The following is a 24,364-nucleotide window of genomic DNA, read 5'->3' on the forward strand; positions in this document are numbered from 1 at the left end:
CTTTCGTCTATGTGTTCGGCCGGTTGTCGGTTTGGCGGCAATTTGGGCTTGGTCGGCGGTTGTTGCCGTTGCTCGCGACGCTGGCGCTCGTCGCGCTCGACCCGAGGAACGACAATGACCGGCGGGTTGGGACTAATCGGAGTGATTTCAGTCATGGCCAGCCTCCCGAGGCTGCAACGCTATTCGGTAACGATCGCCGCCGGTCCTTACCGACTAGGCGAACTAGAACATGTCCAATTCGGCTTTTTCGTCGTCGCTGAGGAATTTGTTCAAATCGACCAAAATCAACAACTGGTTGTCGCGGCTGGTAACGCCCTGGATGTATTTGGAACTCTCTTCGTTACCTACATTGGGCGCGGTCTCGATTTCGGAGGCCCGCATCTCGACGACTTCGGCAACGCTATCCACCAAGATACCGATGATGTGTCGGTCGGTTTCGATGATGACGACCCGCGAGGCGTCGTCGGTTTCCTTGGACGGCAGACCGAACCGGTTTCGGGTGTCGATAACCGTGACGACATTGCCGCGCAAATTGATGATACCCAACACGTAGGACGGCGCACCGGGCACCGGAGCAATTTCGGTTACCCGCAGCACTTCCTGAACCTGCATCACGTTGATGCCGTATTTTTCGTCGCCCAGGCAAAAAGTCACCCATTGCATGATCGGATCGCTTTGTTTTCTATCTTCGCTCATGTTGTTCCATCCGGATTGATTACTGAGGTTTGCGGTGCGGCACCAATTGTTTGACGTCGACGATCGCGGTCAATTCTTCGATCACGGTGCCTATCAGCCAAGGGCGCTTGCGCCTGACCGTTCGCCACCGAACTTTTTCCGGTTTCAGTTTGCCTATCGACAAAATTTCGTCGCAAGCCAGACCCCATTTTTTATCTTGAGTCACCAACACGCACTTGAACGGCCGTTCCTCCAAATTGCGTTGCTGACCACGCGTCTTGCCGAACACCAATTGCCCGGTGTCGAGCACGCCGATCCGGCTATCCTGATCGTCGAGCAAACCCAGAAACCAGGAGGGCTGGCCCGGAATTTTACCGGGTTTACGTTCAAGGCGGATGGTTCTGGCCAAATCGACCAGCGGCGCCGCCAATATCAATTGATCGACCTTGAAAAACAAAGCCTGGAATTCGGTCAGCGCCCAATCGGGCATTACCGTCAATGCCTGAAGTTTAGCCGGATTTTCTAGCGCGACAAGCGCGGGCTCCGGCAAGTGAATGAGCGCTTTCTCGGCTTGGACCGCCACAGCGGGCGCCAGTGTCTGCGCCGACCGCTGCTCTGCTGGCGCGACGGTAGCCAGATCGGCCTCGTCCGCCTCCGGAACGACTTCCAATAAGGTTTGCAGATAGGCGTCCAGCGCAAGTTGCTGCTGGACGATGCGCGGAGGCGGTTTTGCTTGTTTCATGAATGCGGTGTCGAAGAGTTGTCGCCGCTTTTTTCAAGCAATAACAATTCCAATAATTCGGTATAGGCTTCGGCCGCCCGCGCGGTTTTGTCGAACAAAGGTAGCGGCGCGCCAACTCGGCTGGCTTCGCGGACTTTAGTATCGACCGGAATCACCGATGGCCAGACGTTGTCGGGATATTGCCGATACAGCGCCGCCAACGCGTCGCGGGCGGCCTTGGTGCGTTTGTCGAACATCGTCGGTACGATGGTAAAACGCGGCGGCGTCTTGCGCGAATGAAACACCATTTGAATGGTATGCACCATTCGGTCGAGCCCCTTCAGGGCCAGAAACTCGGCCAACACCGGCACGATCAGTTGCTCGCAGGCCGCCATTGCGTTGATCATCAACACACCCAGCATTGGCGGGCTGTCGATAATCACGTAATCGTAACGGTCGGAAAGTTTGTGCAACGCGGTGGAAATCACCAAGCCCATGCCGCCGATCGCCGCGACCTGCCGATCCAGCGTGGCAATCGCGGTGGAAGCCGGCATCACCGAGATTCCGTCGAAATCGGTGCGGGCGACATACAGCTCCGGATCGATATTCTTCTTTTTCTCGCTGGCATCCCGAAACAAGTTGTAAACGCCGTGTTCGACTTCCTCCGGATTCATGCCGAAATAACTGGTCAACGAGCCGTGCGGATCGAGATCGACCAACAGCGTGCGAAAGCCCCAAGTGCTAAGCAATCCACCCAAGGTGACGACCGTGGTGGTTTTACCGACCCCGCCTTTTTGATTGGATACTGACCAGATTTTCATACATTCGCCGCTTATGGAGCCGGTTGAGCGACCGGCGCTTCGGGAGGCGCCGGTGGCTGCGGCGCCAAATTCAAGGCCTTGGCGCGTTCGTCGTCGCTCATGCCGTAGCGGGCAAATGCCTGGGACATCAACACCAATACGACACGGCGATTCTTGAAGCGGCCTTCCTCGTGATTGTTATCGGCAATCGGATGAAATTCTCCATAGCCGACCGCCGATAAACGGGTCGACGGTATGTTGTTCTTGACCAATTCCTTGACGACGCTGGTGGCCCTGGCCGACGACAGGTCCCAGTTGGACGGAAAGTAACCGGTCGAAATCGGCACGTTATCGGTATAACCCTCGACATTGATGACATTGGGCACGTCGCGTATGGCCTCGGCGACCTTTTGCAGCACCGGAATCGCCTTCGCCGACAATTCGGCCTTGCCGCTGGCAAACAGCAACTCGCTGTTCATTTCCAGCTCCACCCAAAAATCGTGCTTTTTAATACCGACTAATTGGCTTTCGACAAAGGGTTGCAGCGCGCGTTGAAATTCTTGGGAGACTTCGTCCAGACGGCGCTTTTCCTGCATAATCTCCTCGCTCAGCTCACGCTCCTCGGCCGTGACGAGGTTGGGCAACTCGATCGGTTGAACCGTGGTCGGAATGGCGCCGATTTGAATCGGCTCGGCGTCGCGCTGGACTTTCTCGTTGTGGAACAGCGCCTGATCCAGAGATTCGGAAAAGGTTTCGTATTTGCCTTTGTTGACCGACGAAATCGAGTACATCACGACGAAAAACGCGAACAGCAACGTGACGAAATCGGCGTAAGACACCATCCAGCGATCGTGGTTATCGGACTGATGCGGCGGTTTGCGGCGGCGGCGTACCATCGTTATTTATCCAGCAAAAAACCGGAGAGTTTCAACTCGATGTTGCGCGGGTTTTCGCCCTCGGCGATCGACGAAATCCCTTCGATGACCATTTCCCTGGCCTGAGTGACTTCGAACACCAACGCTTTCAGCTTATTGGCAATCGGAATGAACAACAAATTCGCCAAGCCGACGCCGTAAATCGTGGCCACGAAGGCGGTGGCGATACCACTGCCCAACAGCTCGGGCTTGGCCAGATTCTGCATGACATGGATCAAGCCGATCACCGCGCCGATAATGCCTATCGTCGGCGCGTACCCCCCCATCGCTTCGAACACCCTGGCGGCTTGCATGTCCAGATGTTCCTTAGTAGTTAATTCCACGTCCAGACAATCGCGAATCACTTCCGGCTCGTTGCCGTCCACCAACAGTTGCAAACCCTTCTTGGCGAACCCGTCCTTCTCGGACTCTATCACCGATTCCAAACCCAGCAAGCCCTCTTTTCGGGCCAAGGTGCTCCAGCGCACGATTTTGTCGATCTGCTTTTTCAGCTGTAAGTTCTGCGGCACGAATATCCAACCGAAGATGCGCACGCTACGTAGAAAAACCTTGGGGGGGAACTGCAACAGAGTCGCTCCCAGGGTACCACCGACCACAATCACGAAGGCATGAACGTTGACCAGCGATCCGATTTCGCCGCCACCCATCAGGTTGCCGCCGATGATCGCGGCAAACCCTATCAGAACCCCGAAAATGCTGAGAATATCCATTAATGCAGTCTTTTGAATTGATTGGCGATTTCGCTCAACGAATAAATTTTGTCGGCCAAACCGGCTTCGGCGATCGCTCTGGGCATGCCGTAAACCACGCAACTGCGTTCATCCTGAGCCCAAATCGCGGCGCCCGCTCGTTTGAGTTGCTTGGCACCTTCGCGCCCGTCCGACCCCATGCCGGTCAATACGACCGCCAACATACGCCCTTTGAATTCAGCCGCCAACGAGGCGAAGGCGATATCCACCCCCGGCGCGTAGAGTTCACCGGGCGTTTTATTTCGCAACGCCACCGTCAATTTGCCGGCGGTGCGAACGAACTCGGTCTGTACGCCCCCCGGCGCCAATAAAGCCACGCCGTTTTGCAGTTCGTCGTGGTCCTGGGCCTCCCTGACCCCGACACCGCATAGTTGATTCAAGCGATCGGCGTAACTCTTGGTGAAATGCGCCGGCATATGCTGAATCAACACAATCGGAAAACGGCAAGCTTGCGGCAAGTGCGTCAAAATGTCCTGGATAGCCATCGGGCCGCCGGTGGAAGCCGCGATCACCAGCAAATCGATACGCTCGATCGATTCGCCGCCATGTTCAGCGCGGAGCACCGCCGCCGGGTGGCGCTCGACATCGGCGGGCCGGGGTGCGGCCGGAGGACTGTAACTGGGGCCGGCGACGGGTTTGGCGGGCATTCGCCGCGCTTGCGCGGCCAATAGCCGCAGACGCAAGCGCAAGGTTTGACAGGCAAGCTTGCGATTGGCGTCGATATCTTCGAGCTGCTTCGGCAGAAAATCCAGGGCCCCGGCTTCCAGCGCATCCAGCGTCGCCTTCGCGCCGACCTGCGTCATTGCCGAGAACATCAGAATCGGGCAAGGCCGGGTCGCCATGATTTGCCTGACGGCGGTGATGCCGTCCATGACCGGCATGTCGACATCCATCGTGATCACATCAGGCATTAACAGGGCCGCCATCCGAACCGCTTCCTTGCCGTTCGCGGCAATCCCAACCACTTTAAAGTCGGGCTCTTCCTCTAAAATGTCCCGGATACGTTTGCAGATAAAGTCGGAGTCGTCCACCACCAGAACCCGTATGGTCATGGCAGTCGTCAGATTGCGTATTTTTTCACCAGACCCGGCACGTCAAGTATCAACGCGATTTTTCCGTCCCCGGTGATCGTAGCTCCCGATAAGCCATCCAAGCCGTGCAACTTTGCGCCTAATGCCTTGATAACCACCTCTTCCTGGCCGACCAGTTGATCGACGACGAAGCCGACCTGACGACCGCCGGCGTTCACCACGACGACGTGACTGGTGCCTTGTGCCTCCGACGTCCGGTAATAAGGCGTCTGTACCAACCATTCGCTAAGATAAAACAAGGGCAAGGCCTTGTTGCGAACCATGACGACCAACTGCCCATCCACTTTGTTGGTTTTGCTCAAATCCAGATCGAGGATTTCCAACACGCTGGCCAACGGTAATGCAAAGGCCTGCCCGCCCAGTTTGACCATGAGGGTCGGCATGATCGCCAGCGTCAGCGGAACTTTGATAATAATGGTACTGCCGCGCCCCTCGACCGAATCGATCTCGACGATACCGTTCATTTGGGCGATCCGGGTTTTGACAACGTCCATGCCGACACCGCGACCGGACACATCGGAAATTTCGCTTTTCGTCGAAAAACCGGGCACGAAGATCAGGTTGTAGCACTCCTTGTCGTCCAGCCTGGCCGCGCTTTCTTCATCCATCAGACCTTTTTCGACCGCTTTCGCTCGCAGCACGTTGGCATTCATGCCCTTACCATCATCGGTGATCGACAGTTGGATGTGGTCGCCCTCCTGCGACGCTTTCAATACAACCACACCCTCTCTGGGCTTGCCTTGCGCTTCGCGCTCGCTGGGTGACTCTATGCCATGGTCGACGGCGTTTCTAACTAAATGCACCAACGGATCGGCCAAAGCCTCCACCAAGTTTTTATCCAGATCGGTGTCTTCGCCGACCAAGTCCAAGCGAATTTCCTTTTTCAAATTTCTGGCCAAATCGCGTACCACCCGAGGAAAGCGACCGAACACTTTTTTAATCGGTTGCATTCGGGTCTTCATCACCGCAAGTTGCAGATCGGCGGTCACGACATCCAGATTGGAAATTGCCTTGGAAAGCTGTTCGTTGGCTTCAGCCGTGGCCTTCAAGGTCTGAAACCGGTTACGGACCAAGACCAACTCGCCCACCATATTCATAATATCGTCGAGGATCTGAGTGTCTACCCTAACCGTGGTATCGGCTTGAGGAGTCGCCTTGGCATTGCCGTTTTCAACACCGACTACCTTTGTGGCCGGGGTCCGCTCGTTGTCCGAAAGGGGTTTGCTGACCTCGGCTCGGGGCACGACCGGTTTTGCCGTTTCCGGTTTGGGGGCTTCCACGACCGGTTCCGGATCGATAACCATAGGCTCGATGTCGCCTAACGGTAAATTCGCGGCATCGAACCTACCTTTTCCGTGCAATGAGTCCAGGACCTGCTCGAATTCTTCGTCGGTGATGTCACCGGAATCGGTGGCCGGGCTTGGGTTCTCAACGGGAGCGGCAGAAAACTTGCCTTTGCCGTGCAACTCATCAAGCAAATTTTCGAACTCGTCTTCGGTGATTTCGTCGTCGGCAACCGGCTTGGCGGATGCGGGCACCGTCGGTGAACCGCCCTTCCCGTGCAATGCGTCGAGCAGTTCTTCGAACTCTTGTTCGGTAATTAAGTCGCTGGTTCCGGTCTCGGATTCGTCCATTTCCTCTGGATCCAGCATCGCCTCGAATTCTTGCGCAACCAATTCCTGCGGCGTCAAACCCTGTGGGTCGACGACTTCCAAATGGTCGGACTCCTGCTCAGCATCTGACTCCGGCTCCGGCTCCGGCTCCGGCTCCGGCTCCGGGAGCGTATCTTCGGAGGAAGAAGCTGTCGCGAAACCGTGCAAACGCTGTAACAAGCCCTGATCGGCGGCTTTCGGCATGTTGCCGGTACGCACAATATTGAACATCTCATTGACGATGTCGATGACTTGCAGAATTGCATCCATCAAATCCGGAGTAACTTGGCGATCGCCCTGCCTCAAGACATTGAATACATCCTCGGCACTGTGACAAATATCGACCAGTGCGGAAATCGACAGAAAACCGGCGCCACCCTTGATGGTATGAAAGCCGCGAAAAATCGCGTTTAGCAGTTCGAAATCACTGGGCGATTGCTCTAGTTCAACCAATTGTTCGCCAAGTGACTCCAGAATTTCTCCGGCTTCGACCAAGAAATCCTGCAAAATTTCGTCGTCCAAATCGATCGCCATAGTCTTTCCTCAGAAACCCAAGCTGGAGAGCAAATCATCGACATCCACTTGACTGGTGGCGACATCGCCAGCCTTGTCGTCCACGCCCGGCACTACAGGCCCCGGCAATTCGTGCGATGCCGACTCGGCGCGAGCGGCATGCGGCACGACCCGCGAGCTGGAAATACTGATCAAATTGACCATGCTGGTTTCCAATTCCTGAACCAAGTCGATGACGCGACGAATGATTTGGCCCGTGATGTCCTGAAAGCCTTGAGCCATCAGAATATCGTTCAAACCTTGTTGAATCCGCTCAAACGAACCTTGGGTTTGATTGAAATACTGGCTGAGTTCCACGCTCATGGCCTTGAACTCTTCGAAAGGCATTTCCCTATCTAAAAACCGGTTCCACTGTTGCGCCAATTGTTTGGCCCTATCGCTCAACTCATCGGAAACCGGCAGCAATTCTTCGACGGCGGTCAAGGTCTGGTCGGCGGCCTGCTCGGTCATCGCGATCACATAATGCAAGCGCTCCTTGGCATCCGGAATGTCGTGGGCAGTCAATTCGGTAATTTTCGAGTCGACGGAAAAACTGACCATGGTGTCGTGAAGCTGCCGAGTCAAACGACCGACTTCCTTGAACAATTGCGTCTCCCGGAGCCCGGCGACTTGATCCAACAGGCGATCCGCCTCGTTTTCATCCTGCTTTTCCAGCGCCGCGACCAAATTCCGGGTCAAATTCAGCAAATCACTATTCATGGGCCTCGTTCCGGACAATTAGCCTTCGATACGCTCGAAAATCTTTTCGATTTTTTCTTTCAACGTTGCCGCCGTAAACGGTTTGATCACATAACCGTTCACACCGGCTTGGGCCGCGGTGATAATCTGCTCCCGCTTGGCTTCCGCCGTCACCATCAGCACCGGTAGATTGGCCAGGCTCGGGTGGGCTCGCACCGCTCTTAGCAGATCGATACCGGTCATCCCCGGCATATTCCAGTCGGTAATCAGAAAATCGATACCGCCCTTCTCGAGTATCGGCAACGCCGTTCGGCCATCGTCGGCTTCCACAGTGTTCGTAAACCCCAGATCTTTCAAAAGGTTTTTTACAATTCTCCGCATTGTCGAAAAGTCGTCGACAACCAGAATGCGCATATTCTTATCCAAGGAAAATCTCCACCCTGACTACTTAATTCATTTGAGAAAGAGGCGATTCGCTGAAAAAACCGAACCAACGTTCGGCAATAACCACAAATTAACCCGACTTTTCATTATCTGTTCCTTCCAGCCAATCTGCAAGCCTAGCCCGGAGCCGCAGCAGGGCTTGACTGCATATTTGACTGACCCGGGATTCGCTGACATCCAATACCTTGCCAATCTCGCGCAAATTCAGTTCGTCGTCGTAATACAACGATATAACCAACCGCTCGCGCTCCGGCAACTCGGCAATCGCCTTGGCCAGCGCTTGTTGAAAACTTTGCCGGATTAACGCTTCCTCCGGCTGAAATCCATCGTGTACCGCGTCGATGACGCCGTCTTCGCCCTGCACCAATTCTTCGACGCTAAAGGTTTTGCAAGACATCGCGTCCTGCAAAATCCGTCCGTATTCCTCCAGGCTGATGCCCATCTGCCGGGCGACTTCGCTATCCTTGGCATCTCGACCCAGGCGGCTCTCCACATCGCGAATCGCTTCGGCCGCCGCCCTGGCTTTTTTATGGACCGAGCGCGGCGTCCAATCGGAGCGGCGTAATTCGTCAAGCATCGCCCCGCGGATTCTGATGCCGGCGTAGGTTTCGAAACTGGCACCCTGAGCAGCGTCGTAATGCTTTAGCGCTTCCAACAGTCCGAGCATGCCGGACTGAATCATGTCATCGATTTGTACAGTGTCTGGCAAACGACCCATTAAATGGTAGGCAATGCGTTTGACGAGCGGCGCGTGCTGGATAACCAAGTTATCCAGATTTCCGGCCTGCACGGCAGCGTACATTGCCGCTCCACTCATGCAACATCCTCTTTGGCGCTATATTGAATCATCCGCTCGACAAAGAACTCCAAATAGCCGCCAGCCTTGGGCTTGATCGGCCAACTGTCGATTTTTCTCGCTAGATTTTTAATCGCCAAGGCCGCCTTGCTCTGCGGAAAGGCTTCGACGACTGGCTGCTGTTTCTGTACCGATTTCCGCAGATATTCGTCTTGCGGAACCGCGCCGACAAATTGTAGCGCCACGTCCAGATAGCGATCGGTAACCTTGCTCAGTTTGGTAAATAGGGCCTGCCCGTGTTCGGCGGACTGCACCATATTCGTGACGATATGAAAACTGTTCAAGCCGTAGTCGCGGTTCAACAACTTGATATAGGCATACGCATCGGCCAACGAAGTCGGTTCGTCGCAGACCACTACGATCACTTCCTGGCAGGCACGAGCGAAATTGACCACGCTCGACGAAATACCGGCCGCCGTATCGACGATCAGCACATCGAGATCCTTATCGATGTCGCTAAAAGCCCTAATCACACCGGCCTGCTCGACATTCGACAAATCGGACATACGCTGTATACCTGACGAGGCCGGAATAATCTTCAGGCCGGCGGGTCCTGTCATCATGATTTCCCGTAACGTCTTTTCGCCGTTTAGAACATGCGACAGGTTGTATTCGGGAAACATCCCTAACAAAATATCGACGTTCGCCAAGCCCATGTCGGCGTCGAGTATGGCCACCCGCCGTCCCATTTTGGCCAGGGCCACACCAATGTTGACGGACAAGTTGGTTTTGCCGACGCCACCCTTGCCGCTAGTCACGGCGATTACTCGTACTGGTTTCATCTGTCTCATTTGTCTAATTCCGGCTGCCTGATCGAGTGGCTTATGCATGGCTTTCCGCCATCCAATCGTCTTGGTTCTCGCCCTCGTACGCCGGCGCCTCTTCGGCGTCGGCCAGACATTGCCGGATCAAAGCGCCGGCATCGGGCAGAAATATATCTTCCGGCACTTGCTGACCGTCGGTGACGAACGATAACGGCATGCGTCGCTCGATTATCGCCGACAACGCCGTCGCCTTACTGACCGCCTCATCCAATTTGGTAAGTATAGTCGCTTGCGGTTCCAGTATCCGGAACGCCTCGATAATTTCCAACATCGATTTGTATTGGGTTGTCGCCGACATCACCAAATACGTGCGTATCGGCAAATCGCCGTGCTGGAGGGTTTTCAGTTGCTCGGCTAGGCGCATGTCGCGCTGGCTCATGCCGGCGGTATCGATCAAAATCAGACGCTTGTCTGAAAAACTGTCGATATGCCGCCGCAATTCGTTGGCGTCGTTGGCGACGCGCACCGGCACGTCCAGAATACGGCCATAGGTGTTGATCTGCTCGTGGGCGCCGATTCGGAAGTTGTCGGTGGTAATCAGCGCGATCTGGCGGGTACCGTGTTTCAAAATAAACTGGGCGGCCAGTTTAGCGATCGTCGTGGTCTTGCCGACGCCGGTGGAACCGACCAGGGCGGCGATACCGCCGCGCTCCAGCAAATCGTCGTCGGCGATCGGCAGCAAGCCTGCCAACATGTCCCGCGACTTAGCGAAGGCGGTATCCAATTGTTGGTGACTGCCCAATCGATTGGCGATCTTGCCGGCCAGCGTCCGGGAAAAACCGCTATCCATCAGCCGATCCTGCAAGGCTTGCCGAACCGGCGCCGCCGATTGCGGCAACTGCGTGACTAAACCGGACAATTTGGCATCCAGCATGGCCCTCAGCTCTTTCATCTCGCCACGCATCTCGGCCATGAACTGGTCGGCAACCGCTGGTTTGGCGGGGGCGGCCGGCTTGGCTTCCGCGACGGTTCGGATTTTCGGGTCACCGCCCGCCCAAGCCGGTTTCTCGGCTGGTTTGTCGGCGGCTTTCAGTTTTTCGCCGATTTTTTGGGCATTAACGTTGGCAACCTGCAGCTTTTCAGCGTAGCCGATATATTGATCGAGATGGCGGCGGATCGGATTGACTGGTGTCGAATTTTCGGCGCCGCGCTTTCTGGCGCTGCTGACTAAGTGGACGGGCTTTTGTTCAGCGTCGAAATCCGGCAACTCCAACTTCTTGGGTTCGGCGACCGCCTGTTTCTCTTGTTCCCGCTGCTTCAGATTTTTATGAATGACTTGTTCATCAAAATCGCGGGCCGCCACAATTTCGACACCACCATCCACTGAGCGGTTCGACATAATCACCGCGTCGGCTCCCAGCTCTTCTTTGACCATACGCATGGCCTGACGTATATCTGCCGCAAAAAAGCGTTTAATTTTCATCGCGCAACCTCAATTCATTTTGCACGCTGCCCAACCGTGGAAACCACTCTGATCTGCCGATCTTGAGGAATTTCATTATAGGCCAGCACATGTAAGCCGGATATCGAATGACGGACGAAGCGCGCCAGCCAAGGCCTGATGAAGGAGGACACCAGCAATATCGGCACTTGGCCTTCCAATTCCATGTGCTGGGCACTTTCCTCCAACGACCTGTGCATCTGCTCGGCCAAGCCCGGTTCCAAACCCGCGCCGCCGTCGCCCGCCGTCTGCAATGACTTATGCAATATCTGTTCCAAGCCAGGATCGAGAGTAATCACCGGGATCTCGGCCTGCGCACCATTGATTTCATGGACAATAGATCGGCCCAAGGCCACCCGAACCGCGGAGGTCAAGATGTCCGGATCTTGACTCTTGACCCCGTACTCCGCCAAAGTTTCGGCGATCGTCCGCATATCCCGGATCGACACCCGCTCTTGCAGCAGGTTTTGCAGCACTTTAACCAGGATTCCCAGTGGCAGGGTCTTAGGCACCAAATCCTCGACCAGTTTCGGCGCCAACTTGCTTAGATTGTCGAGCAGTTGCTGCGCTTCTTCGTACCCGAACAGTTCGTGCGCGTTGCTTTGCAGAATATGGCTTAGATGGGTCGCGACCACGGTGCTGGGATCGACGACAGTGTATCCCAGCGTTTGCGCCTGATCCTTTTGGCCGGCGTCGATCCAGACAGCATCCAAACCGAACGCCGGGTCCTTGCAGGCCGTGCCTTGCACCGTGCCAAACACCCGCCCTGGATTGATCGCCATTTCTTTCTCCGGCATGATGCTGGCTTCGCCGACCGTCACCCCCATCAACGAAATCCGGTATTCGGTCGGCGACAAATCCAAGTTGTCGCGAATATGCACCGACGGAATCAAAAAGCCCAGCTCCTGAGATAGCTTCTTGCGCACGCCCTTGATGCGCATCATCAATTGACCGCCTTGGTTGCGATCCACCAACGGAATCAACCGATAACCGACTTCCAGGCCGATCGCATCGACCGGCATCACATCATCCCAACCCAACTCCTTGATTTCGGTTTTGGCCAATTGCTGCGGCGAGACCATCCGCTCCATTTCCAGCGCTTTTTCTTCCTCGAGCTTGCGGCGCCGATCGATCAAATAAGCGGCTCCCACCAGGGACAAGGCCAGCAGTATGAACACCAGATTGGGCATGCCGGGGATAATGCCCAACAAACCCATCACCGCCGCCGTCACCAGCAAGGTACGCGGGTCCTCGAACAACTGCGAGGTGACCTGCTTGCCTATGTCCTGTTTGGAGCCGCGCACCCGCGTCACTACCATCGCCGAGGCCACCGACAACAGCAACGACGGAATCTGCGCCACCAAACCGTCGCCTATCGTCAGCAACACGTAAACATTGGCCGCGTTGGCGAAGCTCATGTCGTGCTGGCCGACGCCGATCGCCAAACCGCCGATCATGTTGACGAACAAGATGATGATGCCCGCGACCGCGTCGCCGCGTACGAACTTGCTGGCACCGTCCATCGACCCGTAAAAATCCGCCTCGGCGGCGACTTCCTCACGGCGAGCGCGAGCCTCGTCCTGATTGATCAAACCCGAATTCAAATCGGCGTCTATCGCCATCTGTTTGCCGGGCATCGCATCCAACGTAAAGCGGGCGCTCACCTCGGCGACCCGGCCGGCACCCTTGGTCACGACGACGAAATTGATGACGACCAAAATCACGAACACGACGATACCGACCGCGAAATTGCCGCCGATCACGAACGAACCGAAGGCTTCGATGACCTTGCCCGCCGCATCGCCACCCTCGTGACCGCGGATCAACACCACACGAGTCGATGCGACGTTCAAGGCCAGCCGTAACAAAGTGGCGATCAGAATCACGGTCGGAAACGACGCGAATTCCAGCGGTTTCAACGTATAAATGACAACCAGCAGGATAATCAGCGAAAACGCGATGTTAAAGGTGAAGAACAGATCCAGCAAAAACGGCGGCAGCGGCAATATCAGCAGCGCCAACAACATGACAATCAATAGTGGCGCGCCCAGCCCCAGGCCGGTCAGCGACTTTAGCGTAGCAAGAATTTTGCTGAAATCCATCGGAATAAGTTATTGCTTGAAATCGTCTGGGACATATACGTCGGTCGGCGGCGTCGGCCGTCCCCAGCCTTGTTGAGTGGAGGCCCGCAATTGAAACACGTAGGCCAGCACTTGCGCGACCGCCAAAAACAGGCCGCGCGGCACCTCTTGGTTCAGTTCGGTAGAGTAGTACAAGGCGCGCGCGAGCGCGGGGGCTGCCACCAGCGGCACTTTGGCCGCCAGCGCCAATTCGCGGATTTGACTGGCAATCAAGTCCGTCCCTTTTGCGACCAAAATCGGCGCGCCGGCCCCGCTGGGATCGTATTTCAGCGCCACCGCGAAATGCGTCGGATTGGTGACGATGACGTCGGCGCTAGGCACCGCGTCCATCATGCGCCGCCGCGCCGCTTCCATTTGCATGCGCCGGATCTTGCCCTTAACCTCTGGACTGCCCTCCTGATCCTTGGCTTCCTCGCGCACTTCCTGCTTAGTCATTTTCAAATGGCGCTGGTTGTTCCAGAGCTGGTAAGGCACGTCCAGCATCACCACCAAGGCTAGCGTCGAGCTCATGATCAACAAGCCGACCACGATAATATCGCCGACCCGGTAGATGGCTTGATCGACCGGTATCCGGCTAATACCCATGAAGTCGTCGAAATGCAGTTTGAATAAATTCCACGCCACGATCGCCACCAGCAGCGTTTTAATGACGGCTTTGATCAATTCGACAACGCCCTGAATGCCGACCAAACGTTTCATGCCGGCGAGCGGATTCAACTTGGAAAACTTGGGGTGATAGGCTTCGCTGGCGAAATTCCAGCCGCCGAGGAGTAGTGACGCCAAAAAATCGGCGACCAGAAGAATCAGCATAAACGGCGCCACGACCGTGAAGCCGTCGACCAAGGCCAGCTTAAGGTGGACGACCGGTGTCGCCGGATCGAACACCTGATCGCGGCTAAGTCGGAATTGTTGCTTCATCATCGCCAACAGGCCCTCCGCCATATGTCGGCCGATGTAAACGAACAGCGCCGATGCCACGATTAACGTGACAAAGGTGTTAAGCTCCTTGGACCGCGGTAGCTGGCCTTTTTTACGCGACTCGGAGAGCCGCTTGCCGGTAGGGTCTTCGGTTTTGTCTTGGCCGGAATCTTCAGCCATCAGCCCAGCCTCAAGATTTGCCCAACCAGAGCAAAGCCGTCCCGCAAACTTTCGCCAAAGCCTTCCAGCAACACCGGCAAACCGATCCAGACCAGGATCATGCCCAACAATATCGTGATTGGAAAACCCACGCCGAATACTTGCAATTGCGGAGCCGCCTTGGAGGCAACGCCGAAGCTAATATTGACGAACAGCAACGCGGCCATCACCGGCAGTGCCAACAACAAGCCCTCGGCAAAGATTTGACCGCTCCACATCACGATCAACCACAGATCTTCCTTGCGTAAGCCCTCGGTCGAAACCGGCAGGGCATGGAAGCTACGCGCCAGCATCTCGATCAACAATAAATGCCCGTCCACCGCCAAAAAACTGAAGCTGCCGGCAATGACAAACAGCTGCGCGATAACCGGTACTTGCACACCGGTGGCAGGGTCAACCATCGACGCAAAGCCCAAGCCCATGCTGTAGGCGATGGTTTGCCCGGCAAACAACATCACCGAGAAGACCATTTGCAGAATGAAACCGGTCGTCATACCTAATGCCACCTGTTGCACCGCGACGACCAAGCCATCGTACCCGAACAGTTCGACATCGGGCATCGCCGGCAACGCCGGTAATAAAGTGAAGGTAATCAATAAGCTGGCCAGCACACGAATTCTGGCCGGCAAGGCGCGAACGCTGAATACCGGTATCGTCACGAACATCGAACTGATCCGAAAAAACGGCCAAATAAAGGTCGTCAAATAAGCCAGCAATTCGTCTTCGCGAACATTCATCCTATCAGCGTTGGAATGTCTCGCATCAAATCCTGAAAGTAATCGATCAGGGTCTGCAACATGCCGGGGCCGGCGATCATCAACACAACAATGATGGAGGCCAATTTAGGGATAAAAGTCAGGGTTTGCTCCTGTATCGACGTCGCGGCCTGAAACATCGAAATCAACAAGCCGACGCACAACGACGTCAGCAGCACCGGCCCCATCAATTTTAAAGAAACCCAGACGGTTTCCTGGGCAATGATTGAAATAGTCTCGTTAGTCATTGCCGCCCCCGCATTAAACGTAAAAACTGGCAGCCAGCATTTCCAACACCATCGTCCAACCGTCCGCCAACACAAACAACATGATCTTGAACGGCAAAGCCACGATCATCGGCGACAGCATCATCATCCCCATCGACATTAGCACGCTGGCAACCACCAAATCGATCACCAGAAACGGTAGAAAGATCAGGAAACCGATTTGAAATGCGGTCTTCAACTCGCTGGTCAGGTAAGCCGGCACCAGCAACGAAAACGGCACATCCTCGGGCTTATCGATCTGTTGCCGGCCGGAAATCCGCACGAAGGTGTCCAAATCAGCCTCGCGAGTCTGCTTGAGCATGAACTGCCTGAACGGCTCGGAGGCTTTTTGCAACGCGGTCAGCGTATCGATTTTTTCTTCCAGGTAGGGCTGAACCGCGGTTTCGTTAACCTTTTCGAACACCGGCATCATGATGAATATCGTCAGAAACAATGACAGACCCAGCAACACTTGATTGCTCGGCGCCTGGGCGGCGCCGATGGCTTGCCTTAACAGACCGAGCACGATCATGATCCGGGTAAATGCCGTCATCGACAGCAACAAAGCCGGCAGCACGGTCAGCATCGTCATCAGCGCCAGGATTTGGATCGTCACCGAATAGGTTTCGCCGCCCTTGGGATTGGTCGTCACCGTCACCGCGTCGATACCCGCCGCGTCCGCGGCGACCGGCCCCAGCATCAGTAAGGCAGCGCCAACCAGCCCGACCCACAGCCGCCGCCGCATCAGCCCACCCTACCTTGTAGCACTTCCAGCAATTTCTTCGCGAACGGCGCGGTATCTGCCGTGTCGGCGGCCCCCAGAAACAAGCGCTGATCGCCTTCCAGTTCCAATAATTTGTCGATACGGCCGTTACTGACGCCCAACAATAGTTGTTTTTCGCCGACCCTGACCAACACCAACTTTTCGCGCACACCTAGCGGCAAGCCGGCGACTACAGCCAACGGCCCCTTCGCGGATATTCCGAAACCGCCGGTCTTGCGCAACAGCCAAGCCGCCAAAAAAAATACCGCCAATACAATCAATAATGCCAACAACCACTGCCCGACATCGGCCGGGGAAACCACGCGCCCGCCGGCTCGGGCCAGCGATGCGGCATCGTCGGCGCCGGCCGCTCCCGCCGATAGCGTCAACCCGATTATGCAAGCAATCCGCACGGCACTCAGCCTAGCTTTCTAACTCGTTCGGACGGACTGATAATATCGGTCAGACGTATACCGAACTTATCGTTAACCACTACTACTTCGCCGTGAGCGACCAACGTTCCGTTGACCAAAACGTCCATCGGCTCGCCGGCGAAACGGTCCAGTTCGACCACGGACCCCTGGTTAAGCTGTAACAAATTGCGGATGTTGATCTTGGTCCGGCCAATCTCCAACGAAACCGTAACCGGCACATCCAGAATCACATCCAGTTTAACCTCATCCCCGCGCGCGCCGTCCTTCGGGCCGGCTTTTCCATCTAATTCCGGAAACTCCGCAGCCGTATACCCTCCGGCCCCCGAGGCAGCTTGCTCCTTGAGCGCATCGCCCCAGTCGGCTTCGGCCTCTGCTTCCGATTGCTCGTTCAGCGCGGCCGCCCAGTCGTCGCCCAATTCGTCGTTTTCGCTCATGACCACAACCTACAATCGTTTAAATGTTGTCCAAATTCATTTTTTCGGTAATTTCGATCGCGTAATTGCCATCGGACAAACCCAACTTTCCGCGAAAAACCGGCACCCTCTCCACTTCCAGGACCACAGTTTCGGGCATATCGATCGGTATCACGTCGCCCTTCTTTAATTCGATCACTTCGCTGATCAACATTTCCTTTTCGATCAGATTGCTGTTCAAGGTCACTTCGCTACGCATCACCTCGATACGCAAAGACTCTTGCCAACGACCGTCCACTTCGCCGCGATCACTGGTCACCGCATCCAACAATTCGCGGATAGGCTCTATCATCGAATACGGCATCGCGATATTAATATCCCCTCCGCCGCCTTCCAGTTCAACGTGTATCGTCGAAATCACAACGATTTCCGAAGGACTGACAATGTTGGCGAACTGCGGGTTGACCTCTGAATTGATGTATTCGAAATCGATGTCCATCACCGGTCTCCAGGCCTCAGCCAGATCCTTGAAGATCATATCGATGATCAGACGAATAATCCGCATTTCGGTCGGGGTAAACTCGCGGCCTTCAACCTTGTTGTAAAACTGCCCGCCCCCCCCAAAGAAGTTGTCCACCGCGGTAAATACCAACCTCGGCTCCATGACAATCAAGGCTCGGCCCCGCAATGGCGACATGCGGATAACATTCAGATTGGTCGGTACGAACAAGCCCTGGATAAACTCCGAAAACTTTTGTACTTGAATGCCCGATACCGAAATTTCCGCGGCCCGCCGTAAGAAATTAAACAATGCAATCCTAAAATGCCGCGCGAAACGCTCATTAACCATTTCCAGGGTCGGCATCCGCCCCCGAACGATGCGTTCCTGACTGTTAAAGTCGTAAGGTCTGGCCGCACCTCGACTTAAGTCGTCGTCATCGGGCCCGGTTTCAACGTCGCCATCGTCGACGCCGTGCAACAGCGCATCGATTTCGTCTTGCGATAACAGATCGGCGGTAGACATTTATTGCATTACAAATTCAGTGAAATAGACATCTTTGACCGTATTCTTGCCGGCCATTTTTTCCAATACCTTGCCGATTTCCGCCAGCATCATCGCCCGCAACTCCTGCTTACCCTCGGTGGTTTTGGCCTTATCGGCGCCAATCGTGCTGATCGCCATCAACAAATTGTTGCGTATCATCGGCTCGTGCTTTTTCATCGCTTCGATACTAGCCTCGCCCTTGGTCAAAATCGTCAAGGAAATCTTGATGACCTTAGCGCTAGCCCCCGCCGGGAAATTGACCAACAGGGGGCTGGGTAATTCATAATAAACCTCCGGAACCGCTTCGGCGTGTTCCTCGTCGTGTTTTTCCTCTTCGTGCTTTACTTCGTGATCCGGTTTACCGTGCTCGGATTCTGCTTTTTTCGCCATATAAAAATAGCCGCCGGCAGCGCCAGCCACCATCGCCAACAACACTACCACGATGATTAAAATCAACTTTAAAGGCGACTTTTTTCCTTCCGATTTACCTTGCTCTTCTGCCATATACCACCTGTTGAATTGAATAAGCACCGGTCGTGCCAAGAACTGCTTCAAGTCCTAACGTAGCTCGCCGGACCGCTGTCGAGGCACCGGATAATATAAGAAACACCGGGTTCGCGAAAAGATAGTATAGCCTGCGGATGTCGTCAGCCGAGCCTAAAGAATGGCCGTAAATAGATTTTGCGGGGATTTGCCGTCAATTAGTTGACGGAGGTGAAGCGACGAGACTGCAAAGGTCGCGAGTACCTTTGCAGCCGGACGAACGGATTACAACGAGTCGACCGCGTTCAATTCGCGGAATGCTTGCAACAAACGGGTCACCATGCCTTCTTGGCCTGCACGTTGCCACACACGCGGATCATAGTATTTTTTGTTCGGTTTGTCAGCGCCTTCCGGATTACCGATTTGGCCTTGCAAATAGCCTTCGTTTTTCTTGTAATAATTCATCACCCCTTCCCAAGACGCCCATTGGGTATCGGTGTCGATGTTCATTTTGACGACGCCGTAGCTGATGGATTCTTTAATTTCTTCCGGAGAAGAACCCGATCCGCCGTGGAAAACGAAGGTCAGTGCGTTGTTCGGCAAACCGAATTTTTCGGACACATATTTTTGCGAGTTGTCCAAAATTTTCGGGGTCAGTTTAACGTTACCTGGCGAGTAGACGCCGTGCACGTTCCCGAATGATGCGGCAATCGTGAAACGGTGGCTGATTTTGCTCAAATGCTCGTAAGCATAAGCCACGTCTTCCGGTTGGGTATACAGCGCGGAGTGGTCCATTCCGGAATTGTCAACCCCGTCTTCCTCGCCGCCGGTGCAGCCCAGTTCGATCTCCAGCGTCATGCCCATTTTAGACATCCGCTCCAAGTATTTGCCGCAGATCTCGATGTTTTCCGCCAAACTCTCTTCTGAAAGATCCAGCATATGCGAGCTAAACAACGGTTTACCGGTTGCCGCAAAATGTTTCTCGCCCTCGTCCAGCATGCCGTCAACCCAAGGCAGCAGTTTTTTCGCCGCGTGGTCGGTGTGCAGGATGACGGGTACGCCGTACAACTCGGCCATCGCGTGAACGTGGCGCGCACCGGAAATAGCGCCGGCGATGGAGCAACCTTGGCCTTCCAACTTCAGGCCTTTACCGGCAACAAACGCGGCTCCGCCATTAGAAAATTGCACAATAACCGGAGACTTGGCTTTCGCGGCGGCTTCCAGCACTGAGTTGATGGTATCCGTACTAATAACATTGACCGCTGGCAGCGCAAATTTGTTTTCCTTGCAAATCGCGAAGACTTTTTGCACATCTTCTCCGGTTACGACACCGGGTTTTACTACATCAAAAATTTTTGCCATTTAACTTACCTATATTAATGAACAAAGGCCGCTTACTCGATTCGGCGGCCTTTCGTATCGGAAAAAGATCGCGCGCAAATTACGACGCGCAAATCCGGTGTCTGGAATTAAGCTTCCAGCACGGCCAAACGATCGGCCAGCAGTTTCTCCAAAGCTTCCAGAGCCTTGGCAAAACCGTCAATACCTTCCTTCAGTTTATCGTTCGCCATGCGGTTTTCTTCATGCATACGTTCGAAAGTCGCTTTGTCCACGCTAATCTTTTCGATATTCGCGCTCGCCGCTTTAGCTGCGTCCAGTTTACGTGGTAATTCGCCTTCTACTGATTGCAATTCGGCCAACAGAGAAGGGGCAATCGTCAACAAATCGCAGCCCGCCAATTCGGTGATTTCGCCAATGTTACGGAAGCTGGCGCCCATAACTTCGGTCTTATAACCAAATTTTTTGTAGTAGTTATAGATTTCGGTGACCGACAATACACCAGGGTCTTCGGAAGGTGCGTACGAGTCACGGCCAGTATCTTTTTTGTACCAATCCAGAATACGGCCAACGAATGGCGAGATCAGTTGGATACCATTTTCGGCGCACGCAATTGCTTGGTGGATGCCGAACAACAGGGTCAGATTGGTATGAATGTTTTCTTTTTCCAGTACGGCGGCAGCTTGAATACCTTCCCAAGTCGCGGCGATCTTGATCAGAATGCGTTTTTCGGTGTCGATGCCGGCGGCTTTGTACTGAGCGATGATGTCACGGCCTTTGGCAATCGTTCCTTCGACATCGTAGGACAAGCGAGCGTCCACTTCGGTTGAAACGCGGCCCTCGATGATTTCCAGAATTTTCAAACCGAACGAAACCGCCAAGCGATCGAAGGCCAGTGAAGCTACTTCAGCAGCAGACGCACCGGCACCCAAGGTTACGCGAGCACCCTTCAGCGTATCGTCAACGATGCCTTGGTATTGCGGCATTTGCGCGGCGGCGGTAATCAACGACGGGTTGGTAGTCGCGTCGCGCGGTTTGAAGGTTTCGATCGCTTGAATGTCGCCGGTATCCGCGACCACGACGGTCATTTCGCGCAATTGTTCCAATAAATTTTTTGCCATGAAAATATCCTCAGATTGAAATGAAACTCGTCTTTCGCTATCGGAAAGCCCCAAGCTCGGAAAAGCGGGCGCATCGAACTCGCGAAAGGATGGTTGATTAATAAGACCGGTAAAGACCAAATCGCCACTCCACAAGGTTCAACGCAAATAGCTTGCGTCCATCCTTGAGAAGTGGCGACTCGGAGAAAGCCGACGATCGATTTCGCGGGCGCGAAAACTAACTCGCCAACATCTATCGGCTATCGCAGATTATAATTAGCCGCGGTCGCGCAGATATTTTTCCACGCCGGTAGCTTTGGCTGCCGCCGCTTCCCGGTCTTTCACGATTTGCTTAGCCATGTATCTGGCCACACCGGTAGTTTGGTTGGAACCTTGTTTTTCCAAGTATTTAGCAACCCCGGTTTTATTCATACCCAGGCGATCGATGTATTTTTCAACACCGGTGGCCTCACCGGAGGTAGCCGAACTATCGGATGAAGAACCGGCTCCGGACGAAGAGGACCCTGACTTCCTGCTGTACAAGAAAAAACCAACCGCAGCCAACCCAACCAAGCCCAACAAGGCGTTGTTAGACGATTCCTTGGCTGGTTCGGCACTGGCCGATTCGACCACAGCATCCGAACTCGCACTGCTAACACTTGTCGCGGCTCCGCCTATCGAAGGAGCCGTTTTGTCATGCTTGTAAGCCGAATCGGAATACAACACTTTCGGCTGGAAATTGGTAGCGGGATAATTAGGATCCGCCTCCACAGTTTCCACCACTTTAGCAGCCGGCGCGGCAACATTGCTAGCCGAGCTACTGTTGGCGTAGTCCGGGTTGCTGTATAGCACCTTAGGCTGATAGTCGGCGGCGGGATAATCCTGAGCCACGACCATGGAGCTACTCAGCAGCAGGGCTGCCATCACACCTTTCGTCAATTCACTTGTTTTCACGTCTTTCACCTATGCTGTTAGAAACACAGGGTTTAAATCATTGACGAACCAACAATTTAAACCCCTGCTACTGTTTATAAAAATTAAAGTACGGCTTCCACATTAGCGACGACATTATCCACGGTAAAGCCGAACTCTTTGAAGAGTTGGCCGGCCGGGGCCGATTCGCCGAAGCGGTCCAGGCCAACCACTCGGCCTTGGCTGCCCGCGTATTTCCACCAGCTGTCGGTCACGCCGGCTTCGACTACCACGCGCGCGGTCACGCTCGGCGGCAGTACGCTGTCTTTGTACGCCTGATCTTGCGCTTCGAACACGTTGGTCGACGGCATGGACACCACGCGGATGTTTTTGCCTTTGGCGCTCAGCGCGTCGGCCGCTTTCGCCGCCAGTTCGACTTCGGAGCCGGTGGCGATGATGATGGCGTCCGGATTGCCTTCGCCGCTGAGGATGTAGCCGCCTTTGGCGATCGCGTCGATCTGGGCTTGGCTGCGCGGCATGTGCGGCAGGTTTTGCCGGGAGAAGATCAGGGTGCTCGGGCCGTCGGTGCGTTCGATCGCGGCTTTCCAGCTGACCGCCGATTCCACCGCGTCGCACGGACGCCAGACTTGCATGTTGGGAATCATGCGCAACGTGGCGGTTTGTTCGATCGGTTGGTGGGTCGGGCCGTCTTCGCCCAGACCGATGGAGTCGTGGGTGTAGACGAAGATGGTCGGTGCTTTCATTAGCGCGGCCATCCGCAACGCGTTGCGGGCGTATTCGCTGAACATCAGGAAGGTGGCGCCGTAGGGCTTGAAGCCGCCGTGCAGGGCGATGCCGTTCATGATGGCGCTCATGCCGAATTCGCGGACGCCGTAGTAGGCGTAGTTGCCGTCGTATCCGCTGGCGTTGATGTCTTTGCAGCCTTTCCACAGGGTCAGGTTGGAACCGGCCAGGTCGGCGGAGCCGCCCAAGAGTTCGGGCAACAGTGGGCCGAAGCCGTTCAGGGTGTTTTGCGAGGCTTTGCGGCTGGCGATGGTTTCGGCTTTGGCGTTGACGTCGGCGATGAAGGCGTTGGCTTTTTCGCTCCAGTCGCCGGGCAGTTGGCCTTTGACGACGCGGCGTTCGAATTCGGCGGCCAGGGCCGGATGCGCGGCTTGGTAGGCGGCGAATTGGGCATTCCAGGCGGCTTCGCGTTCGGCGCCCTTGGCTTTGGCATCCCATCCGGCGTAGATGTCGGCGGGGATTTCGAACGGGGCGTGCGGCCAACCGAGTTTTTCGCGGGTGGCGGCGACTTCGGCTTCACCTAAAGCCGCACCGTGGCATTCTTCCTTGCCTTGTTTGTTCGGCGAGCCGAAACCGATGATGGTTTGGCAGCAGAGGATCGATGGCTTGTCGGTGACGGCTTTAGCCGCTTCGATGGCTTTTTTCACGGCTTCGGGGTCGTGGCCGTCGACTTTGGGGATGACGTGCCAGCCGTAGGCTTCGAAGCGTTTCGGGGTGTCGTCCAGGAACCAGCCGTGGACGTCGCCGTGGCCGCGCACTTCGCCGTCGATGGAGATGTTGTTGTCGTCGTAGATGGCGATCAGTTTACCCAGGCCCATGGAGCCGGCCAGCGAGCAGGCTTCGTGGGAGATGCCTTCCATCAAGCAGCCGTCGCCCAGGAACACGTAGGTGTGGTGGTCGACGATGTCGTGACCCGGACGGTTGAATTGACCGGCCAGCGCGCGTTCGGCGATGGCGAAACCGACGGCATTGGTGATGCCTTGGCCCAAGGGGCCGGTGGTGGTTTCGACGCCGTCGGTGTAGCCGTATTCCGGGTGACCTGGCGTTTTGGAGTGCAGTTGCCGGAACTGTTTCAACTGGTCGATCGGCAGGTTATAGCCGCTCAGGTGCAACAGCGAGTAAATCAGCATGGAGCCGTGACCGTTGGACAGGACAAAGCGGTCGCGATTCGGCCATTTGGGGTTGGTGGGGTTGTGGCTCAGAAAATCGTTCCACAATACTTCAGCGATGTCGGCCATGCCCATCGGCGCACCAGGGTGGCCGGAGTTGGCTTTTTGGACGGCGTCCATGCTGAGTGCGCGTATGGCGTTCGCTAAGTCTCGGCGCGAAGGCAT

At 55.3% G+C, this 24,364-nt stretch carries 25 protein-coding genes; all 25 read right to left on the minus strand.

Annotated elements, in window-relative coordinates:
• Positions 1-222: 222 nt before the first annotated feature.
• Positions 223-696, minus strand: a complete 474-nt coding sequence (locus A1355_RS03550) for a chemotaxis protein CheW (RefSeq protein WP_064025049.1) — start codon at positions 694-696, stop codon at positions 223-225.
• Between the two features lie 19 nt (positions 697-715).
• Entirely contained in the window at positions 716-1,417 is a 702-nt protein-coding gene (locus A1355_RS03555) for a chemotaxis protein CheW (RefSeq protein ID WP_064025051.1), read from the minus strand.
• On the minus strand, positions 1,414-2,217 hold the full coding sequence (locus A1355_RS03560) for a ParA family protein (protein ID WP_064025053.1): 804 nt from the start codon (positions 2,215-2,217) through the stop codon (positions 1,414-1,416). The genes A1355_RS03555 and A1355_RS03560 overlap by 4 nt, the downstream gene beginning before the upstream one ends.
• An 11-nt stretch (positions 2,218-2,228) precedes the next feature.
• Positions 2,229-3,092, minus strand: coding sequence for a flagellar motor protein MotD (gene motD / locus A1355_RS03565; protein WP_064025055.1), 864 nt, complete (start codon positions 3,090-3,092; stop codon positions 2,229-2,231).
• Between the two features lie 2 nt (positions 3,093-3,094).
• Positions 3,095-3,841 (minus strand): flagellar motor protein, encoded by a 747-nt coding sequence (locus A1355_RS03570; RefSeq protein WP_064025057.1) that lies wholly within the window; start codon positions 3,839-3,841, stop codon positions 3,095-3,097.
• The gene (locus A1355_RS03575; RefSeq protein WP_064025060.1) at positions 3,841-4,932 is read right to left on the minus strand and encodes a protein-glutamate methylesterase/protein-glutamine glutaminase; all 1,092 of its coding nucleotides are present in this window, start codon (positions 4,930-4,932) and stop codon (positions 3,841-3,843) included. Before A1355_RS03575 ends, A1355_RS03570 begins: the two co-directional genes overlap by 1 nt.
• Positions 4,933-4,940: 8 nt before the next feature.
• The gene (locus tag A1355_RS03580) at positions 4,941-7,157 is read right to left on the minus strand and encodes a chemotaxis protein CheA (protein WP_064025062.1); all 2,217 of its coding nucleotides are present in this window, start codon (positions 7,155-7,157) and stop codon (positions 4,941-4,943) included.
• A 9-nt stretch (positions 7,158-7,166) separates the two neighbouring features.
• Positions 7,167-7,895, minus strand: coding sequence for a protein phosphatase CheZ (locus A1355_RS03585; protein ID WP_064025064.1), 729 nt, complete (start codon positions 7,893-7,895; stop codon positions 7,167-7,169).
• An 18-nt stretch (positions 7,896-7,913) separates the two neighbouring features.
• Entirely contained in the window at positions 7,914-8,300 is a 387-nt protein-coding gene (gene cheY, locus A1355_RS03590) for a chemotaxis response regulator CheY (protein ID WP_082885339.1), read from the minus strand.
• A gap of 88 nt (positions 8,301-8,388) precedes the next feature.
• The gene (locus A1355_RS03595; RefSeq protein WP_071154984.1) at positions 8,389-9,135 is read right to left on the minus strand and encodes an RNA polymerase sigma factor FliA; all 747 of its coding nucleotides are present in this window, start codon (positions 9,133-9,135) and stop codon (positions 8,389-8,391) included.
• On the minus strand, positions 9,132-9,965 hold the full coding sequence (locus A1355_RS03600; RefSeq protein ID WP_064025070.1) for a MinD/ParA family protein: 834 nt from the start codon (positions 9,963-9,965) through the stop codon (positions 9,132-9,134). Before A1355_RS03600 ends, A1355_RS03595 begins: the two co-directional genes overlap by 4 nt.
• 31 nt (positions 9,966-9,996) lie before the next feature.
• Positions 9,997-11,421, minus strand: coding sequence for a flagellar biosynthesis protein FlhF (gene flhF, locus A1355_RS03605; protein WP_064025072.1), 1,425 nt, complete (start codon positions 11,419-11,421; stop codon positions 9,997-9,999).
• Between the two features lie 14 nt (positions 11,422-11,435).
• Positions 11,436-13,541, minus strand: a complete 2,106-nt coding sequence (gene flhA, locus A1355_RS03610) for a flagellar biosynthesis protein FlhA (protein ID WP_064025074.1) — start codon at positions 13,539-13,541, stop codon at positions 11,436-11,438.
• A 9-nt stretch (positions 13,542-13,550) separates the two neighbouring features.
• Entirely contained in the window at positions 13,551-14,678 is a 1,128-nt protein-coding gene (flhB, locus tag A1355_RS03615; protein WP_064025076.1) for a flagellar biosynthesis protein FlhB, read from the minus strand.
• A complete protein-coding gene (gene fliR, locus A1355_RS03620; protein ID WP_064025078.1) occupies positions 14,678-15,454 on the minus strand; it encodes a flagellar biosynthetic protein FliR in 777 nt (258 codons plus the stop codon). The genes flhB and fliR overlap by 1 nt, the downstream gene beginning before the upstream one ends.
• Positions 15,451-15,660, minus strand: coding sequence for a flagellar biosynthetic protein FliQ (locus A1355_RS03625; RefSeq protein ID WP_396643632.1), 210 nt, complete (start codon positions 15,658-15,660; stop codon positions 15,451-15,453). Before A1355_RS03625 ends, fliR begins: the two co-directional genes overlap by 4 nt.
• Before the next feature lie 73 nt (positions 15,661-15,733).
• Complete coding sequence (gene fliP / locus A1355_RS03630; RefSeq protein WP_064025082.1) at positions 15,734-16,483, minus strand: flagellar type III secretion system pore protein FliP; 750 nt, start codon at positions 16,481-16,483, stop codon at positions 15,734-15,736.
• The gene (gene fliO / locus A1355_RS03635) at positions 16,483-16,890 is read right to left on the minus strand and encodes a flagellar biosynthetic protein FliO (RefSeq protein ID WP_231883546.1); all 408 of its coding nucleotides are present in this window, start codon (positions 16,888-16,890) and stop codon (positions 16,483-16,485) included. Before fliO ends, fliP begins: the two co-directional genes overlap by 1 nt.
• 29 nt (positions 16,891-16,919) lie before the next feature.
• Positions 16,920-17,369 (minus strand): flagellar motor switch protein FliN, encoded by a 450-nt coding sequence (gene fliN, locus A1355_RS03640; protein ID WP_064025086.1) that lies wholly within the window; start codon positions 17,367-17,369, stop codon positions 16,920-16,922.
• 19 nt (positions 17,370-17,388) lie between these two features.
• Positions 17,389-18,372, minus strand: coding sequence for a flagellar motor switch protein FliM (gene fliM, locus A1355_RS03645; RefSeq protein WP_064025088.1), 984 nt, complete (start codon positions 18,370-18,372; stop codon positions 17,389-17,391).
• The gene (locus tag A1355_RS03650; protein ID WP_064025091.1) at positions 18,373-18,897 is read right to left on the minus strand and encodes a flagellar basal body-associated FliL family protein; all 525 of its coding nucleotides are present in this window, start codon (positions 18,895-18,897) and stop codon (positions 18,373-18,375) included.
• Between the two features lie 264 nt (positions 18,898-19,161).
• Entirely contained in the window at positions 19,162-20,238 is a 1,077-nt protein-coding gene (gene fbaA, locus A1355_RS03655; RefSeq protein ID WP_064025093.1) for a class II fructose-bisphosphate aldolase, read from the minus strand.
• A 107-nt stretch (positions 20,239-20,345) separates the two neighbouring features.
• On the minus strand, positions 20,346-21,335 hold the full coding sequence (locus A1355_RS03660) for a transaldolase (RefSeq protein ID WP_064025095.1): 990 nt from the start codon (positions 21,333-21,335) through the stop codon (positions 20,346-20,348).
• Between the two features lie 255 nt (positions 21,336-21,590).
• A complete protein-coding gene (locus A1355_RS03665) occupies positions 21,591-22,268 on the minus strand; it encodes a hypothetical protein (protein WP_231883547.1) in 678 nt (225 codons plus the stop codon).
• Between the two features lie 83 nt (positions 22,269-22,351).
• Positions 22,352-24,364: transketolase (tkt, locus tag A1355_RS03670; protein ID WP_064025098.1), on the minus strand; the 2,013-nt coding region annotated here is incomplete at its 5' end.

It is taken from the genome of Methylomonas koyamae, from assembly GCF_001644025.1.
GTDB lineage: Bacteria > Pseudomonadota > Gammaproteobacteria > Methylococcales > Methylomonadaceae > Methylomonas > Methylomonas koyamae_A.